This is a genomic window from Klebsiella sp. Ech2A, from assembly GCF_030078455.1.
In the GTDB taxonomy this organism is placed as follows: Bacteria; Pseudomonadota; Gammaproteobacteria; order Enterobacterales; family Enterobacteriaceae; genus Klebsiella; species Klebsiella terrigena.
The window spans coordinates 1-16951 of the sequence record NZ_JAQGFU010000036.1 but is presented as its reverse complement, the minus strand read 5'-3'; the positions used below and the strand labels follow the sequence as shown (position 1 = coordinate 16951).

General features: G+C 58.2%; 14 protein-coding genes. 7 read left to right on the top strand and 7 right to left on the bottom strand.

Going from position 1 to position 16951, the window contains the following annotated elements; all coding sequences use genetic code 11:
* Positions 1-119 precede the first annotated feature (119 nt).
* Complete coding sequence (gene fghA, locus PFH44_RS09870; protein WP_283824918.1) at positions 120-956, top strand: S-formylglutathione hydrolase; 837 nt, start codon at positions 120-122, stop codon at positions 954-956.
* Between the two features lie 237 nt (positions 957-1193).
* The gene (locus PFH44_RS09865; RefSeq protein WP_045855884.1) at positions 1194-3179 is read left to right on the top strand and encodes a ligand-gated channel protein; all 1986 of its coding nucleotides are present in this window, start codon (positions 1194-1196) and stop codon (positions 3177-3179) included.
* Between the two features lie 75 nt (positions 3180-3254).
* Here PFH44_RS09865 and PFH44_RS09860 read toward each other — a convergent pair whose 3' ends face one another.
* A complete protein-coding gene (locus PFH44_RS09860; protein WP_283824917.1) occupies positions 3255-4724 on the bottom strand; it encodes an amino acid permease in 1470 nt (489 codons plus the stop codon).
* A gap of 189 nt (positions 4725-4913) precedes the next feature.
* A complete protein-coding gene (yieE, locus tag PFH44_RS09855) occupies positions 4914-5780 on the bottom strand; it encodes a DNA-binding transcriptional regulator YeiE (RefSeq protein WP_045855887.1) in 867 nt (288 codons plus the stop codon).
* Between the two features lie 179 nt (positions 5781-5959).
* On the opposite strand from yieE, the gene PFH44_RS09850 reads away from it, so the two are divergent.
* Positions 5960-7009: a YeiH family protein gene (locus PFH44_RS09850; protein WP_283824916.1), complete on the top strand. Its 1050-nt coding sequence runs from the start codon at positions 5960-5962 to the stop codon at positions 7007-7009.
* Between the two features lie 87 nt (positions 7010-7096).
* Positions 7097-7954: a deoxyribonuclease IV gene (nfo, locus tag PFH44_RS09845; protein WP_045855891.1), complete on the top strand. Its 858-nt coding sequence runs from the start codon at positions 7097-7099 to the stop codon at positions 7952-7954.
* Between the two features lie 78 nt (positions 7955-8032).
* On the opposite strand, the gene fruA is transcribed toward nfo, so the two are convergent.
* Genes fruA through fruB form a run of 3 tightly spaced genes read right to left on the bottom strand, consistent with a single transcriptional unit; the run spans position 8033 to position 11804 of the window.
* Positions 8033-9718, bottom strand: coding sequence for a PTS fructose transporter subunit IIBC (gene fruA / locus PFH44_RS09840; RefSeq protein WP_283824915.1), 1686 nt, complete (start codon positions 9716-9718; stop codon positions 8033-8035).
* Positions 9719-9734: 16 nt separating this feature from the next.
* The gene (gene fruK, locus PFH44_RS09835) at positions 9735-10673 is read right to left on the bottom strand and encodes a 1-phosphofructokinase (protein WP_045855895.1); all 939 of its coding nucleotides are present in this window, start codon (positions 10671-10673) and stop codon (positions 9735-9737) included.
* Complete coding sequence (fruB, locus tag PFH44_RS09830) at positions 10674-11804, bottom strand: fused PTS fructose transporter subunit IIA/HPr protein (protein ID WP_237375360.1); 1131 nt, start codon at positions 11802-11804, stop codon at positions 10674-10676.
* A gap of 333 nt (positions 11805-12137) precedes the next feature.
* Here fruB and setB point away from each other — a divergent pair, with 333 nt between their 5' ends.
* Positions 12138-13319: a sugar efflux transporter SetB gene (setB, locus tag PFH44_RS09825; protein ID WP_283824914.1), complete on the top strand. Its 1182-nt coding sequence runs from the start codon at positions 12138-12140 to the stop codon at positions 13317-13319.
* A gap of 23 nt (positions 13320-13342) precedes the next feature.
* Here the strand turns inward: setB and PFH44_RS09820 are convergent, their stop codons facing one another.
* A complete protein-coding gene (locus PFH44_RS09820) occupies positions 13343-13597 on the bottom strand; it encodes a YkgJ family cysteine cluster protein (RefSeq protein WP_041146492.1) in 255 nt (84 codons plus the stop codon).
* 147 nt (positions 13598-13744) lie between these two features.
* On the opposite strand from PFH44_RS09820, the gene yeiP reads away from it, so the two are divergent.
* Entirely contained in the window at positions 13745-14317 is a 573-nt protein-coding gene (gene yeiP / locus PFH44_RS09815) for an elongation factor P-like protein YeiP (protein WP_041146493.1), read from the top strand.
* 92 nt (positions 14318-14409) lie between these two features.
* On the opposite strand, the gene uxuA is transcribed toward yeiP, so the two are convergent.
* Entirely contained in the window at positions 14410-15600 is a 1191-nt protein-coding gene (uxuA, locus tag PFH44_RS09810; protein WP_283824913.1) for a mannonate dehydratase, read from the bottom strand.
* Positions 15601-15806: 206 nt separating this feature from the next.
* On the opposite strand from uxuA, the gene PFH44_RS09805 reads away from it, so the two are divergent.
* A partial coding sequence (locus PFH44_RS09805) for a mannitol dehydrogenase family protein (protein WP_283824912.1) occupies positions 15807-16951 on the top strand: 1145 nt, incomplete at its 3' end.

Below are 16951 nucleotides of genomic sequence, written 5' to 3'. Positions count from 1 at the left end.
AATATCTGTATGATGAAAAATTACGTCCACATACGCAGAATCATCCCGCGGCCGCTACCGCTTATATCCGTAAAGTAGGGTCTGCAGACTCGCGTATCCCCTTTTCTGAGGAGCCCGGCATGGAATTGCTTGAAGAGCATCGCTGTTATGAAGGTCGGCAGCAACGCTGGCGACATGACTCCACCACGCTGAACTGTTCAATGACGTTCAGCATCTTCTTACCCCCGCAGCGCGATACCGCGCCGCCGCCGGTTGTGTACTGGCTCTCCGGCCTGACCTGCAACGATGAGAACTTTACCACCAAAGCCGGCGCTCAGCGCATCGCGGCCGAGCTAGGCCTGGTCCTGGTGATGCCGGATACCAGCCCGCGCGGCGATAGCGTCGCCGACGATAGCGCCTACGATCTGGGCAAAGGCGCGGGGTTTTATCTCAACGCCACCGAAGCGCCGTGGTCCGCGCATTTTCGCATGTACGATTATCTTCGCGACGAGCTGCCGCAGCTGATTAGCGCGCAGTTTAACGTCAGCGATCGCTGCGCAATCAGCGGCCACTCAATGGGCGGTCACGGTGCGCTTATTATAGCACTGAAGAACCCTGGCCGTTTCGCCAGCGTGTCGGCCTTTGCGCCGATCGTTAACCCTGCCCAGGTGCCGTGGGGGCAAAAAGCGTTTAGCGCCTATTTGGGCGCCGACGAAGCCAGCTGGCAGGCGTGGGACAGCTGTGCATTGATGCAGGCAAGCCAGGCCAGCGACGCGATCCCCACGCTTATCGATCAGGGCGACAGCGATTCGTTCCTCGCCCAGCAGCTGCAGCCGGCGGTGCTGGCCGAAGTTGCGCGTCAAAAGGCGTGGCCGCTGACCCTGAGAATTCAACCCGGCTACGATCATAGCTACTACTTTATTGCTTCCTTTATCGAAGACCATCTGCGTTTTCACGCCCAATATCTCATCAAATAAAACAGGAGGGCTGATGCCCTCCACCTTTACACACTTCTATCCTTCTGATTTTAAAATCATTTATCTCATTACAAAGTAAATACAAATGATTTCAATTATCATTAATGTTTACAAAAAAACATTTTTTTGTACAATCCCTCCTTCTTCTCTCCATCATTCAGAGTTCTTACAAGACAAATAAATACGGTTCTCAGGGTTATCCCGATGGAGATTTATTCATTGAAATGGAATGTAAAAATGACTATACCTCGCGTTAAGGTACTGGCCGCTGCCATTTACGCAGCCACCATCTCACCGCTTGTTCACGCAGCTGATTCAGACACCATGGTCGTGACGGCCACCGGTTTTGAACAAAAAATCCAGAATGCGCCGGCCTCAATCTCCGTAATATCCAAACAGCAGATTGAAGATAAGGCCTACCGCGACGTTACCGATGCGCTAAAAGACGTCCCCGGTGTGGTGGTCACAGGTGGCGGAAGCAGCAGCGATATCAGCATCCGCGGCATGTCATCCCAGTACACCCTTTTCCTCGTGAACGGCAAGCGCGTCAGCACCCGCAGCACCCGCCCAAACAGCGATAACTCGGGAATCGAACAGGGCTGGCTGCCGCCTCTGGAGTCCATTGAACGGATCGAAGTTATCCGCGGACCAATGTCCTCACTCTATGGCTCCGATGCCATGGGCGGGGTGATTAACGTCATTACCAAAAAAATCTCGAACACCAAAGCCTGGACAGGCTCGCTGCACGGCGACGCAACGTTCCAGGAAAACAATGATTCTGGCGATCTGTTCCAGACCAACGTCTACGCTTCTGGCCCGCTGATTGACGGGCTACTGGGGGCGAAAGTCACCGGCCTGCTCTCCCGCCGCGCGGAAGATAAAATCGAAAACGGCTTCAATGAGCAGAAAATGCGCAACGGCGGCGTCACGCTGAACTTCACGCCTGACGACAAAAACGACTTCGATCTCGACTATGCGCGCGAACTGCAGGACCGCAACAGCACGCCGGGAATGTCGATGGCGGAGGAGAGCTGCCGCGGCGACGTCTGTAAGCCAAACAGCAAAAGCGAATCCCGCTACGAACACACCACCTACTCGCTGACCCATAGCGGCTACTATGAGCACTTCAACACCACCAGCTATGCCCAGCAGGAAGAGACCAACAACCCCGGGCGCAAAATGAAGTCGTACAACACGACGCTCAATAACCAGAATCAGGTCTTCCTTGGCGATCACACCCTGACGCTGGGCGGCCAGTATCGCTATGAGAAGCTCAGCGATAAAGGCAACCAGCTGGAAGCGGCGGATGGACTAAGTAAGCTGACTCGCTGGAGCTGGGCGCTGTTTGCGGAAGACGAATGGGCGATGACCGAGAGCTTTACGCTCACCGGCGGCCTGCGCATGGATAAAGATGAAAACTACGGCACCAACTGGACGCCGCGCGGCTATGGCGTATGGCATCTTGCCGAACAGTGGACGCTGAAAGGCGGCGTTTCCGCTGGCTACCGCGCGCCGGATCTCCGTCAGTCCTCCGCCAACTGGGGCCAGGTCACCGGCGGCGGCCGTCTTGACGGTATTATCGTCGGTAACCCGGACCTGAAGCCGGAAAAAAGCCTGAGCGAAGAGATTGCTTTACTGTGGGATAACAACGACAACCTCAACGCCGGCCTGACGCTATTCAACACCGACTTCAAAAATAAAATTACCGAAGTTCGTCGCTGTAGCAGCAAGTCCGACCCGGCCTGCACCATCGGCAATACCAGCTATGATTTCGTTAGCGATCGCGTCAACGTCGACAAGGCTAACATGCGCGGCGTGGAATCAACCTTCGGCTGGAAGATAACTCGCGATCTGAACTGGACGGCGAACTATACCTATACCCAGTCAGAGCAAAAAAGCGGCCAGTTCTCCGGTAAGCCTTTAAATAAAATGCCGAAAAACATGTTCAACACCACCCTGGACTGGCAGGCCACGCCTGACGTCGGTTTCTGGAGTCGTTTGAACTTCCGCGGGAAAACCTCAGAGTATCTGAGCCGTACCTCGATGTCTCAAGGCACGCCGTCCTATACGCAGGTCGATCTGGGCTTACGCTACAACGCCAACAAAAACCTGCTGGTTTCCGCCGGGGTGTATAACGTTCTCGATAAGCAGATTGCTTACGATACCTACGATACCGTACTCGACGGCCGCCGCTATACCGTGGGCCTGACCTATAGCTTCTGATTATCTGATTCTGATTATCTAATGACGAAAAAAACCCCGGGAATCCGGGGTTTTTTTATGGCGCAATCAATAACGCTACTGCTTAAAACGCTGCGGGAACTTCATTTCGCTATAGCGGACAAAACGGGTGCCTTTGGCAAGCTTATAGCCAAACCAGATAACCAGGAACAGCGGAATACCGATATAGGTTGCCGCCACGCCGCCCCAGTCAATGGTGTCTTTCAGGAACGCTTCGTAGTTCTGGCCGAGAGTGATAATCAGGCACAGGACAAAGGCGAAGATCGGCCCAAGCGGGAAGAACCCGGAACGATACGGCAGATCGTTGATATCGTTGCCCTGCAGCACGTAGCCGCGGCGGAAACGATAGTGGCTGATGGCGATCCCCAGCCAGGCGATAAAGCCGGTCATCCCTGAGGTATTCAGCAGCCACAGGTAAACGGTCTGGTTGCCAAACATTGAGCTCAGGAAGCACAGCGCCGCCACGACGGTGGTGGCATACAGCGCGTTACGCGGCACGCCGCCGCGCGACAGCTTAGCGAAGATACGCGGCGCTTTGCCATCGCAGGCCAGGGTGTAGAGCATACGCGTGGAGGCGTACATTCCGGAATTGCCCGCCGACAGCACCGCCGTCAGGATCACCGCGTTCATGATCGCCGCCGCAGACAGCAGACCCGCATGCTGGAACACCAGGGTAAACGGACTGACGGAGATATCCTTCACGTCGTTACGCAGCAGGCTCGGATCGGTATAAGGGATAATCAGGCTGATGATTAAAATCGCGAACACGTAGAACAGCAGAATACGCCAGAACACCTGGCGCACGGCGCGCGGAATGTTCTTCTCCGGGTTTTCTGATTCACCCGCAGCGATGCCGATAAGCTCGGTGCCCTGGAACGAGAAGCCGACGATCATCGCCACACCAATCATCGCCGCAAAGCCGCCGGCAAACGGCGCATCGTCGATACCCCAGTTGCTCCAGCCCGCCGGCTGTGCGCCTTCAAAGATGCCGACGATCATCATCACGCCAACAACAATAAAGATGATGACGGTGGCGACCTTGATCAGCGAGAACCAGTACTCTGCTTCACCGAAGCCTTTGACCGAGATCCAGTTCAGCAGGAACATTATGCCGAGGAACAGCGCGCTCCAGATCCAGCCCGGGGCGTCGGGGAACCAGTAGGTCATGACCAGCTGCGAGGCAACGAGGTCAACGGCGATGGTCACCGCCCAGTTATACCAGTAGTTCCAGCCCAGCGCGAAGCCGAAGCCCTCTTCAACATAGTTCTGACCGTAGGTGGCAAAGGAGCCGGACACCGGCATAAACGCCGCCAGCTCGCCAAGGCTGGTCATCAGGAAATAGACCATCAGACCGATCAGAATATAAGAAAGCAGCGCGCCGCCGGGGCCTGCCTGGGAAATAGTTGCACCGGATGCAACGAAAAGACCTGTACCGATGGAACCGCCAATAGCGATCATGGTCAAGTGACGCGCCTTCAGTTCACGGCGTAGGCCGGGCGCTTCTGTGGTTTTAGTATCCGAAACCATGTGAAAATGCTATCCATCAAAAAAACGAGGCGAGATTGTAGCAGACGATCGGCGATCCATCCGGTACAAATACAAAGTTATAAGAGAGGTTCATGATCGAACATGGATTATTAGTAAAGCACTAAATCGCGGAATTGCCAGCAATAATCACCCGCCCCTCTTCAGGCGAGCGCGCTGGATCCACCATTTTCACACCTCGCAGTAGCGCAGAAAGCGCTGTAACGCTTTGGAAATATGCTTCTGGCGATGATGGATCCGCCACAGGGTGCGGGTTAACGGCGGCAGCGGCACGCTCAGCTCAACCAGCGATCCCACCTCCAGCTGTTCGGCGATCACCCGCCGCGAAAGGCAGCTGATCCCGAGGCCGTGACGTACCGCATGCTTGATCGCCTCAGAGTTGCCAAGCTCCATCCCCAGCTGAAACGCCGGCAGATGCGATAGCAGTAAATAGTCGACAATCTCTCGGGTGCCCGAGCCGTGCTCGCGCAGGATCCACGGCGCCTCCGCCAGCCGCTGCAGCGTCACTTCGCCCTCCAGCAGCGGCGATCCGGGAGCGGCAAACACCACCAGCTCGTCCGCCAGCCAGGGTTCGGCGATGATATCCGCCGCGTGGCACGGCCCCTCAATCAGACCGATATCCACCCGCAGATCGGCCACGGCGTTAATCACGTCCTGGCTGTTGCCGACGCTCAGCTCCAGCGGCAGATCGGGAAAATCGCGGCGGTAGCGGGCAATGATTTCCGGCAATATATAGTTGCCGATAGTGCTGCTGGCATAAACGCGGATCGCGCCGTTATCGCCGCGAAACAGCTGCTCGATTTCAACGGCACGTTCCAGCAGCGCCAGCGCGCGCGGATAGAGCAGCCTGCCGTGCTCGTTGACCACCAGCCGCTTGCCGACGCGATCGAAAAGCTGCACGCCCAGCTGCCCTTCCAGATCGGTCAGCGCCGCGCTGACCGCCGACTGCGAAAGCGCCAGCATTTGCGACGCCTGGGTGGTTGAACCGCTCTTGAGAACTTCAGCAAACACTTCCAGCTGCCGTAGCGTGATATGCATAACCCTTCCTTGCTCGTCTATCCGACATCACTCTTCGCCGTCCCGACCATCGGCGCGTAGCGCCGTACCGAGCCGCGAAGAGGCTTGTTTACCACTTATTACGATTGATTATAAATATATAATCAATTTTATATTTAAACCAGCGCGTCGTAATCTTTACGCAGACAAAGGAGAAGGTTATGACAGCACTCACTTTACCGATAAAACATCGCACGCTGTGGCATTTTGTCCCAGGGCTGGCGCTTACCGCCGTGGTGACCGGCGCAGCGCTCTGGGCGGGCAGCTTTCCCGCTATCGCCGGCGCCGGCTTCAGCGCCCTGACGCTGGCCATCCTGTTCGGCATGGTCGTCGGCAATACGCTCTATCCCAAAATATGGCAGCCCTGCGACGGCGGCGTGATCTTTGCCAAACAGCATCTGCTGCGTCTCGGTATTATTTTATACGGCTTTCGCCTGACGTTCGCGCAGATTGCCGACGTTGGCGTGAGCGGCATTGCCATTGACGTTCTGACGCTGACCAGCACCTTTTTTATCGCCTGCATCCTCGGGCAGAAAATCTTCGGCCTGGATAAGCACACCAGCTGGCTGATTGGCGCCGGCAGCAGCATCTGCGGCGCGGCGGCGATTCTGGCAACGGAACCGGTGGTGAAGGCCGAGGCCAGCAAGGTGACCGTCGCCGTGGCCACGGTGGTGATTTTCGGCACCCTGGCTATCTTCCTCTATCCGGCGATGTATCCGCTGCTGGCGCACTGGTTTACGCCGGAAGCCTACGGCATCTATATGGGCTCGACCATGCATGAAGTGGCGCAGGTGGTTGCGGCAGGCCATGCGGTGAGCCCGGACGCTGAGAACGCGGCGGTGATTGCCAAAATGCTGCGCGTCATGATGCTGGCACCGTTCCTGCTGTTCCTCGCCGCCCGCGTTAAGCAGCTGGCCCCGGCCGGCAGCGGTGAGAAAAGCAAAATCACCATCCCGTGGTTTGCCATTATGTTCATCCTGGTGGCGGTATTTAACTCCTTCCACCTGCTGCCAAAAGCGGCGGTCGACGCGCTGGTGACGCTCGATACCGTGCTGCTGGCGATGGCGATGGCCGCGCTGGGGTTGACCACTCACGTTAGCGCGCTGAAAAAAGCCGGCGCCAAACCGCTGCTGATGGCATTAATGCTGTTCGTCTGGCTGATTGTCGGCGGCAGCGCGATTAACCTGGCGGTTCACGCCCTGATGGCCTGAAGTATGACGGCTATGTTAAGGATGATGTAACTCTTCGGTTAAGCCGCTATCATTACCCACCCCGCAGCGGCTTAACTGGAGTTTTTTATGAAATATATTGGAGCGCACGTCAGCGCCTCCGGCGGAGTGGCCAATGCCGCCATTCGCGCAGCCGAAATCGGTGCGACCGCCTTCGCCCTCTTCACCAAGAACCAGCGCCAGTGGCGCGCCGCGCCGCTGAGCGACGAAACCATTGCTGAATTCAAAGCCGCCTGCGAAAAATACCGTTTCGCTCCCGGGCAAATCCTGCCGCACGATAGCTATCTGATCAACCTCGGCCACCCGGTCGAAGAGGCGCTGGAAAAATCCCGTGAAGCCTTTATTGATGAGCTGACCCGCTGCCAGCAGCTGGGGCTAACGCTGCTGAACTTCCATCCCGGCAGCCATCTGCAGCAGATAGCGGAAGAGGAGTGCCTGGCGCGCATTTCCCGCTCGATCAATATCGCGCTGGAAAAAACCGCAGGCGTGACCGCAGTTATCGAAAACACCGCCGGCCAGGGCAGCAATCTTGGGTTTAAGTTTGAACATCTGGCCGCCATTATCGACGGCGTGGAGGATAAATCCCGCGTCGGCGTATGCATTGACACCTGTCACGCCTTTGCCGCCGGATACGATCTGCGCAGCGCCGAAGAGTGTGAGAAAACCTTTGCCGACTTCGAGCGCATCGTCGGCTTCAAATACCTGCGCGGGATGCACCTCAACGATGCCAAAAGCACCTTCGGCAGCCGCGTCGACCGCCACCACAGCCTCGGCGAAGGCAATATCGGCCACGACGCTTTCCGCTGGATCATGCAGGACAGTCGTTTTGACGGTATTCCGCTGATCCTTGAGACCGTGAATCCCGATATCTGGGCGGAAGAGATTGCCTGGCTGCGGGCGCAGCAAACGGCGGAAGCCTCGGCCTGAGGTCGATGCCGGGATAATCCTAACGGCTAAAAAAAGAAAGGGCCGAATTATCGGCCCTTTTGCTTATCAAGGTTTCACTCAGGCCGCTTTTTCAACCGCCTGCACTTCCGGACGCTTCAGCACCGCGTAGGAGAGACCGGCAACCAGCGTACCGGCAACAATCGCCAGCAGGTAGCCGAGCACCGGCGTAATGGCGCCAGGGATCAGCAGAACAAACAGACCGCCGTGCGGCGCCATCAGTTTGGCACCAATGGCCATGGAGATGGCACCGGTTACCGCCCCACCGACGATACAGCATGGCAGAACGCGCATCGGGTCACGGGCGGCGAACGGAATGGCCCCTTCGGAGATGAAGCACAGTCCGAGAACCAGGGCCGCTTTACCGCCTTCGCGCTGGCCTTTGTCAAACTTGTTGCGCGCAACCAGCGTGGCGATACCCATCGCCAGCGGTGGAACCATACCCGCCGCCATAATCGCCGCCATCGGCGCGTAGGTCTGGGTACTCAGCAGCCCGACGCCAAAGGCGTACGCCGCTTTGTTCACCGGACCGCCCATATCGGTACACATCATTGCCCCAAGGATGGCTCCCAGCAGGACCGCGTTAGCCGTCCCCATAGTTTGCAGCCAGTGGGTCAGGCCCGCCAGGATACCGGCAACCGGCTTGCCGATCAGGTAGATCATCGCCAGACCGACAATCAGGCTGGAAACCAGCGGAATGATCAGAATCGGTTTCAGCGCTTCCATGCTCGGCGGCAGTTTCAGCTTCTTGCTGATAAGCTTAGCCACGTAGCCGGCGAGGAAGCCCGCGATGATCCCGCCGATAAAGCCGGAACCGCCGCTCACCGCCAGCATACCGCCGATAAGACCCGGCGTCAGGCCCGGACGGTCGGCGATGGAGAAGGCAATAAAGCCCGCCAGCACCGGAACCATCAGCGCAAAGGCTGAACCGCCGCCGATCTGCATCAGCGCCGCCGCCAGCGTATCCTTCACTTCAAATGCTTTAATCCCGAAGGCGAAGGAGAGCGCGATACACAGGCCGCCCGCCACCACCATCGGCAGCATGTAGGAGACGCCGGTCAGCAGGTGGCGATAGGCGCCGCCGCCCTCTTTCTTCGCGCTATCCGCCTGCTGTCCGCTCTGCCCGGAAGGCTGATACGGTTTGGCTTCCAGCTGCGCCTTTTCAAACTCCTGGGCGGTCTTCTTCAGCGCCAGGCCGGTCGTCGTGCGATACATTGGCTTACCGGCAAACTTCGCCAGGTCAACTTCAATATCCGCAGCAACGATAACCAGATCGGCCTGCGCCACCTCTTCTGGCGTGATCGCATTGCCCGCGCCGACGGAGCCGCGCGTTTCAACCTTCACCCACCAGCCGCGTTTTTTCGCTTCGGTTTCGATAGCCTCTGCGGCCATAAAGGTATGCGCCACGCCGGTTGGGCAGGCGGTCACGGCGACAATGCGTTTCGGGCCGCTGGCCGCAGCGGGCGCCGCGGCCGGCGCGGCGTAAGGAGTGGCATGGCTTTTCGCCTCGCCGAGGAACAGCTCCGGGTGGGCAACGGCGCGGTTAATATCACCGAGGTACACCTTTTTACCGTTCAGCGCGCTGTCAGCAGGCAGCGCTGAGCCGAGGACGATAGCCAGCTCCGCATCGTTCGGGTTATCAATCAGTTCGAGTTGCGCTTTTTGCGCCGCGGTGCCCAGCAGGGTTTTCGCCATATAGGCGCGAGCCTGTCCGAGTCCGGCATCAATAATCAGCAGCGTTTTCATTATGCCTCTCCTGCTGTCAATTAAACGGTTGTAAGTCGACGCGCGCCATCATTGCGGCCAACTGGGTACGATCGGTAATACCAACGTTGCTCTGGCTCACCGCCAGGGCCGCAACGGCCGTGGCCAGGCGCAGAGTATGCTCGCTGGATTCACGCATCAGCAGGCCGTAAATCAGGCCGCCAACCATAGAATCGCCGGCGCCAACGGTGCTGACCACTTCGACTGAAGGCGGCTTGGCAATCCATTCGCCGGAGGCGTTAACCCACAGCGCGCCCTCTTCACCCAGCGAGATAACCACGTGGGCAATCCCCTGCTCGCGCAGCGCGTGGGCGGCGTCAATCACGTCTTTCATTTCAGGCAGCTTGCGGCCGGCCCAAATCTCCAGCTCGCGGCGGTTTGGCTTCACTAACCACGGTGCCGCCTTCAGGCCGGCAACCAGCGCTTCGCGGCTGCTATCGAAAATAATGCACGGGCACTGGCTGCGCAGGCGAATCATCCAGTCGGTGAAGGCCTCAGGGCTGACGCCTGACGGCAGGCTGCCGCTGACGCAAACCATGTCGAACTGACCCAGCCAGCTCAGGGAATCATTGACGAAGCGCTCCCAGTCACCCTGAGTGACCTCGAAGCCGGAGAAGTTAAAGTCGGTGACTTCGCCGTCTTTTTCCGTCAGCTTGACGTTAATGCGGGTACGGCCCTGCACAACCTGAAAACGGTTGGCAATTCCCAGCTCGCTAAACAGCTGCTGAAAACCGTCCTGGTTATCTTTCCCGAGGAAGCCGCCGACGGTGACGTCAATACCGAGGTCTTTCAGAACCTTGGCGACGTTGATGCCTTTTCCGGCCGCGTGCAGGCCAGTGGTGCGGACGAGGTTGACTTCGCCGCGCTCAACTTCCGGGGTGAAACCCACCAGATCGTATGCCGGGTTTAAAGTAATCGTTGCTACACGTCTGCTCATTTATGCGCCCTCCCCAAGGCCTGCGGCGATAGCTTCGCCAATCGCATCCAGCGCCTGTTGCGCATCTTCACCCTGGGCGGTAAAGCGCAGACGGTGACCTTTTTTCACTCCCAGCGCCACGACCTTCATCAGGCTGCGGCCGTTGGCCGGCTTGCCGGAACCGTCGAGGTTGGTGACGGTAATGTCGCTGGAAAACTGTTTGATGGTATTAACCAGCATAGTGCCCGGACGCGCGTGCAGCCCGTGCTCGTTGCGCACGACAAATTCAGCGCTCAGCACGTCCTCGGCAATCGCATCATCGCTGGTCAGCAGCGCCAGCAGCGTGGCGCTGTCGGCCTTCAGCAGACGGTCAGCTTTTTTATCAATCAGCAGATTGCTCAGGCGACCGAGCACCGCGGTCGGCTGCTCGTCGGCCATGGCGACGGTAATCAGCAGAGAGACCGGCTGGTCATCGGCGGTAAATGCGCTGGCGGCACGGCTCACGGCAACGGCGCTGCGCAGGTTGCCTTCCGCGCTGTCGTTCAGCCAGATGCCCTGACCCAGGTTCAGCGGCTTATCGTTAATGGTGCGGCTGACGAACGCGGCGTCAACGGCGCCGGCTTCTTTCAGCCGCGCGGCGTTCAGCGCCTGCAGGGTCAGCAGATCGCTGGCGGCGATATCGAGGCTCAGCGTGTCGTTATCCAGCTTCAGCATCTCGCTCTGCTTTTCACCCATCAGCAGGGCGCGCAGCTCTTCCGCCGTGGTGGCAGACCTGAGCTGCTCGGCGACAGAATCATCGCTTAGCACGTGCGTCAGCTGACGCAGTAGCCCGAGATGTTCATCAGAACTGGCGGCGATACCGATGGCAACATAGGCCGTCTGCCCTTCCCCCCAAGTCACGCCCTGCGGGAACTGATAGACCTGAACGCCGGTTTTCAGCACCTGGTCGCGCGTGTCGGTGGTACCGTGCGGAATTGCAATCCCGTTACCAAGGAAAGTAGAGGTCTGCTGCTCGCGCGCCAGCATCCCGTTAACGTAGCCTTCCGCCACGTTGCCTGCGCTTACCAGCGCAGAAGCAACCTGCCGAATTGCCTCTTCTTTATTACCGGCCTGCTGGCCGGGATGAATATCCTGCACAGATAACTGGAACATGGATCTCCTCTCCTGCTGAGTTGAATCGTTTCAGCTGCCTGGTGAAAAAAACCGTCACCGTGCTGCTGAAGAAACACCTGAATGACGCTGAAACGTTTCAATGAGTCTGTACCTTTCTTAATCACCGCGCAAGATAAGTTACCAACCTGATAACAGAAGTTAGAGATACCGCACATTTTTGCTGAAGTCGTACCGCAAGAACGACCTCAGCTTCAGCATTTTGCTGAACGCAACTTTTTGAAACGCCTTTTTGATTTATTAGTGCCATACTACTGTTCATTTTCTGACGGGCGGCGTAAACTTCGCGACTCCTGAAACCACAGATAACCGCACATGCAAAACAGCAGCGCCGCCCTTCCCCGACGCGGGTTCGATTTAACCTCTTCCGCCTTCCTGATAGTCGCCTTTCTGACCGGGATTGCCGGCGCGTTGCAAACGCCCACCCTGAGCCTGTTTTTGACCAATGAAGTGCACGTGCGCCCGGCTATGGTCGGCTTCTTTTTTACCGGCAGCGCGGTCATCGGCATTCTGGTAAGCCAGTTTCTCGCCGGCCGCTCGGACCGCCGTGGGGATCGTAAGCAGCTGATCGTCTTCTGCTGCCTGCTGGGCGTGCTGGCCTGCCTGCTGTTTGCATGGAACCGCAGCTACTTTGTTCTGCTTTTCGTCGGGGTATTCCTCAGCAGCTTCGGCTCCACCGCCAACCCGCAGATGTTCGCCCTTGCCCGCGAGCATGCGGATAAAACCGGCCGCGAGGCGGTGATGTTCAGCTCGATTCTGCGCGCCCAGGTGTCGCTGGCATGGGTGATCGGCCCGCCGCTGGCCTACGCGCTGGCGATGGGCTTCGGCTTTACCGTGATGTACCTCAGCGCCGCCGTCGCCTTCGTATTCTGCGGGGCGATAGTGTGGTTCTTTCTGCCCAGCATGCGCAAAGAGCCGAGGGCGGCGTCGGGCCAGCTGGAAGCGCCGCGCACCCATCGCCGCGACGCGCTGCTGCTGTTCAGCGTCTGCACCCTGATGTGGGGGATCAACAGCCTCTACATCATTAATATGCCGCTCTATATCATTAATGAGCTGCGCCTGCCGGAGAAGCTGGCCGGATTAATGATGGGCGCCGCCGCCGGTCTTGAAATTCCGACGATGCTGATCGCCGGCTATTACGCCCGCCGTTTCGGCAAGCGTTTTCTGATGCGCGTGGCCGCCGTCGCCGGGCTGCTGTTTTACGTCGGCATGCTGCTGGCCCACACGCCCGGGCTGCTGCTGGCTTTACAGCTGCTGAACGCCATTTTTATTGGCATCCTCGCGGGAATCGGCATGCTCTATTTTCAGGATTTAATGCCGGGTCAGGCGGGTGCAGCGACCACGCTGTATGCGAATACCATCCGCGTCGGCTGGATTATTGCCGGGTCGCTGGCCGGCGTGGTCGCCGAGATCTGGAGCTATCACGCGGTATTCTGGATCGCGCTCGGCATGGGGGCGATCGCCCAGCTGTGCCTGTGGCGCATCAGGGATATTTAAGCCGCGGGGATAAAACGGCGCCGCTAGCCGGCGGTGAGCCGTTCGAGATGAATAAGGTACGCCATTGCCTCATCGCGCCGGGTTCCGCACATCTCGCGCTCCGGCTGCAGGCTGCCGCAAACCTTGGGGCGCAGCGGGGAGCCAAAGATATTGCACAGGTTGCCCGCCGACAGCTGGACGCAGCGCGTGTTCGCGGGCTTGCCGTCAGGCATGCCGGGGATCGGGGATGAGATAGAGGGGGCGATACAGCAGGCACCGCAGTCAGTACGACATTCCATAGATGGCTCTCTTAACGGTGCTTTTTCAGACGCAGCCTAAACGTTTTATCCGAAGATAGCAAAACGCGCGAATTCCACTTGCCTGAAAGCCCCGGCGCGAGTAGTTTTACGCGATATTTTGACCCTTTAAGTTACAGGATTACCGCAATGCCAAGAGCGAATGAAATTAAAAAAGGTATGGTGCTGAATTACAACGGCAAGCTGCTGATTGTAAAAAATATTGATATTCAGTCACCGAGCGCCCGTGGCGCAGCAACGCTGTACAAAATGCGTTTCGCCGACGTACGTACCGGTCTGAAGGTTGAAGAACGCTTTAAGGGCGACGACATTGTCGATACCGTGACCCTGACCCGCCGCTACGTTGACTTCTCCTACGTCGACGGCAACGAATACGTGTTTATGGATAAAGAAGATTACACCCCGTATATCTTCACCAAAGAGCAGATTGAAGAAGAGCTGCTGTTTATTCCGGAAGGCGGCATGCCGGACATGCAGGTTCTAACCTGGGACGGCCAGCTGCTGGCGCTGGAGCTGCCGCAGACCGTCGATCTGGAGATTGTTGAAACCGCACCGGGCATCAAGGGCGCATCCGCCAGCGCGCGCAACAAACCGGCAACCCTGAGCACCGGCCTCGTGGTGCAGGTTCCTGAATACCTGAGCTCGGGCGAACGCATTCGTATCCATATCGAAGAGAGCCGCTATATGGGCCGCGCCGACTAATCGAACGGCGGCTTAATCACCGATAATCAACGCAAAAATGCCCGCCAGCATCGCCGCTGACGGGCATTTTTTTATCCGACGTGCCGTGTGACCTACAGCAGTTCCGGGTACTTCGTCATCTTCAGCGCCAGCTCAACGCCGCGCACTTCCGCCATCCCCTTCAGGCGACCGATCGCCGAATATCCCGGGTTGGTTTTCTTACGCAGATCGTCCAGCATCTGATGGCCATGATCCGGGCGGAACGGGATCGGCCGCAGATCGCCGGCGCGCTTGCGGCGCAGCTCTTCGCTGAGGATCGCATTCACCACCGCCACCATATTGACGTCGCCGTTCAGGTGCGCCGCCTCGTGGAATGTTTTTGGGTTCTCTTCGCGGCAGGTCGAACGCAGATGGGTGAAGTGAATACGATCGCCGAAGGTTTCAATCATCTTCACCAGGTCGTTGTCGGCGCGCACGCCGTAGGAGCCGGTACACATGGTAAAACCGTTGTTAATGCTATCAACAACCTCTTTCAGCCACTGCATATCCTCGATGGTCGACACGATGCGCGGCAGGCCAAGGATTGGACGCGGCGGATCGTCCGGGTGAACGGCCAGGCGCACGCCCACCTCTTCACATACCGGCACGATGGCGCGCAGGAAAACGGCCATATTCTCACGCAGCTGCGCTTTATTAATATGGTCATATTCGGCCAGGCGCGCGCGGAACCGATCGAGGGTGTAGCCCTCTTCGGCTCCCGGCAGGCCGGCAATAATATTGCGGGTCAGCTTTTCCACTTCCGCCGCGCTCATCGCCGTAAAGTAAGCCTGCGCCTGGCGCCGCTCCTCTTCGCTGTAGTCGGCCTCCGCGCCGGCGCGCTGCAGGATATGCAGCTCAAAGGCGGCAAAAGCGATGTGATCAAAGCGCAGCGCCTTCGAGCCGTCCGCTAGCTGATACTCCAGATCGGTACGCGTCCAGTCGAGGATCGGCATAAAGTTGTAGCAGACGGTATCGATCCCGCAGGCCGCAAGGTTGCGGATGCTCTGCTGGTAGTTGGCAATCCAGGCTGCATATTGCCCGCTATGGGTTTTAATCTCTTCATGCACCGGGATGCTTTCGACCACCGACCACGTCAGCCCTTTTTCCGCCAGCAGCGCCTGACGCTGCTTAATCTCTGCAACGGGCCATACCTGCCCGTTCGGAATATGGTGCAACGCGGTAACCACGCCCGTCGCGCCGGCCTGTCGTACATCATCAAGCGATACCGGATCGTTCGGTCCGTACCAACGCCAGGTTTGCTCCATCGCTATACCCCTTTAAAGTTGTTATACCAATAATGCGAACATCAATGACGACTACCATACAGGCTTCCGCCAGAGGGTCAATTTATCCCGCTGAATTGATTGATCCAGCTCACACTAAGCGTATAAATACGGCTCACCAATTTAATTTGTTGTCATATAACTTTACACTGGCCGTGTTAATCATTGGTTAATCAGGTGTGTAAAGAATGACGACTATTGCTACAGCTACGCTACCGGAAGACGTGCAGCTTCCCCGCTACGATCGCAGCCAGCTGCGCTCGCGTATTGTGCACTTTGGGTTTGGCGCCTTTCATCGCGCGCACCAGGCGCTGCTTACCGACCGGGTGCTAAACGCCAGCGGCGGCGACTGGGGGATCTGCGAAATAAGTCTGTTCAGCGGCGATCGGCTGATGAGCCAGCTCCGCCAGCAGGATCACCTGTTTACCGTGCTGGAGAAAGGGGCGCAGGGCAATAAGGCTATCGTGGTCGGCGCGGTGCACGAATGCCTGAACGCTAAACTCGATTCGCTCCCGGCGATAATCGAGAAGTTTTGCGAACCGCAGGTCGCTATCGTCTCTCTGACCATTACTGAAAAAGGCTACTGCATCGACCCGGCAAGCGGGTTGCTGGATCTCAAACAGCCGCGCATCGTGCACGATCTGGATAACCCGACGCTGCCGCAGTCGGTGCCGGGCATTTTGGTCGAGGCGCTTGCCCGCCGTCGCGAGCGCCGACTGCCGCCGTTTACCGTGCTCTCCTGCGATAACATTCCCGACAATGGCCACGTGGTGAAAAACGCCGTGCTGGGAATGGCACAGAAACGCAGCCCCGAGCTGGCGCAGTGGATTGCTGAACGGGTCAGCTTCCCCGGCACGATGGTCGACCGCATCGTTCCCGCCGCCACCGACGAGTCGCTGGCGGAAATCAGCGCCGCGCTGGGCGTCGAAGATCCCTGCGCCATCAGCTGCGAGCCGTTTATTCAGTGGGTGGTTGAAGATAACTTTGTCGCCGGCCGCCCGGCGTGGGAAACCGCCGGCGTGCAGATGACCGACAACGTGCTGCCCTGGGAGCAGATGAAGCTGCGAATGCTCAACGGCAGCCACTCTTTCCTCGCGTGGCTCGGCTACCTTGCGGGCAATGCGCATATCAGCGACTGCATGCAGGATGAGGTGCTGCGCGCCGCCGCGCGCCGGCTGATGCTCGATGAACAGGCGCCGACGCTCTCTATTGAAGGCGTCGATCTGACGGGCTATGCCGACGGTCTTCTCGAGCGCTTCAGCAACCCGGCGTTAAAGCATCGCACCTGGCAGATCGCGATGGACGGCAGCCAGAAGCTCCCGCAGCGCATGCT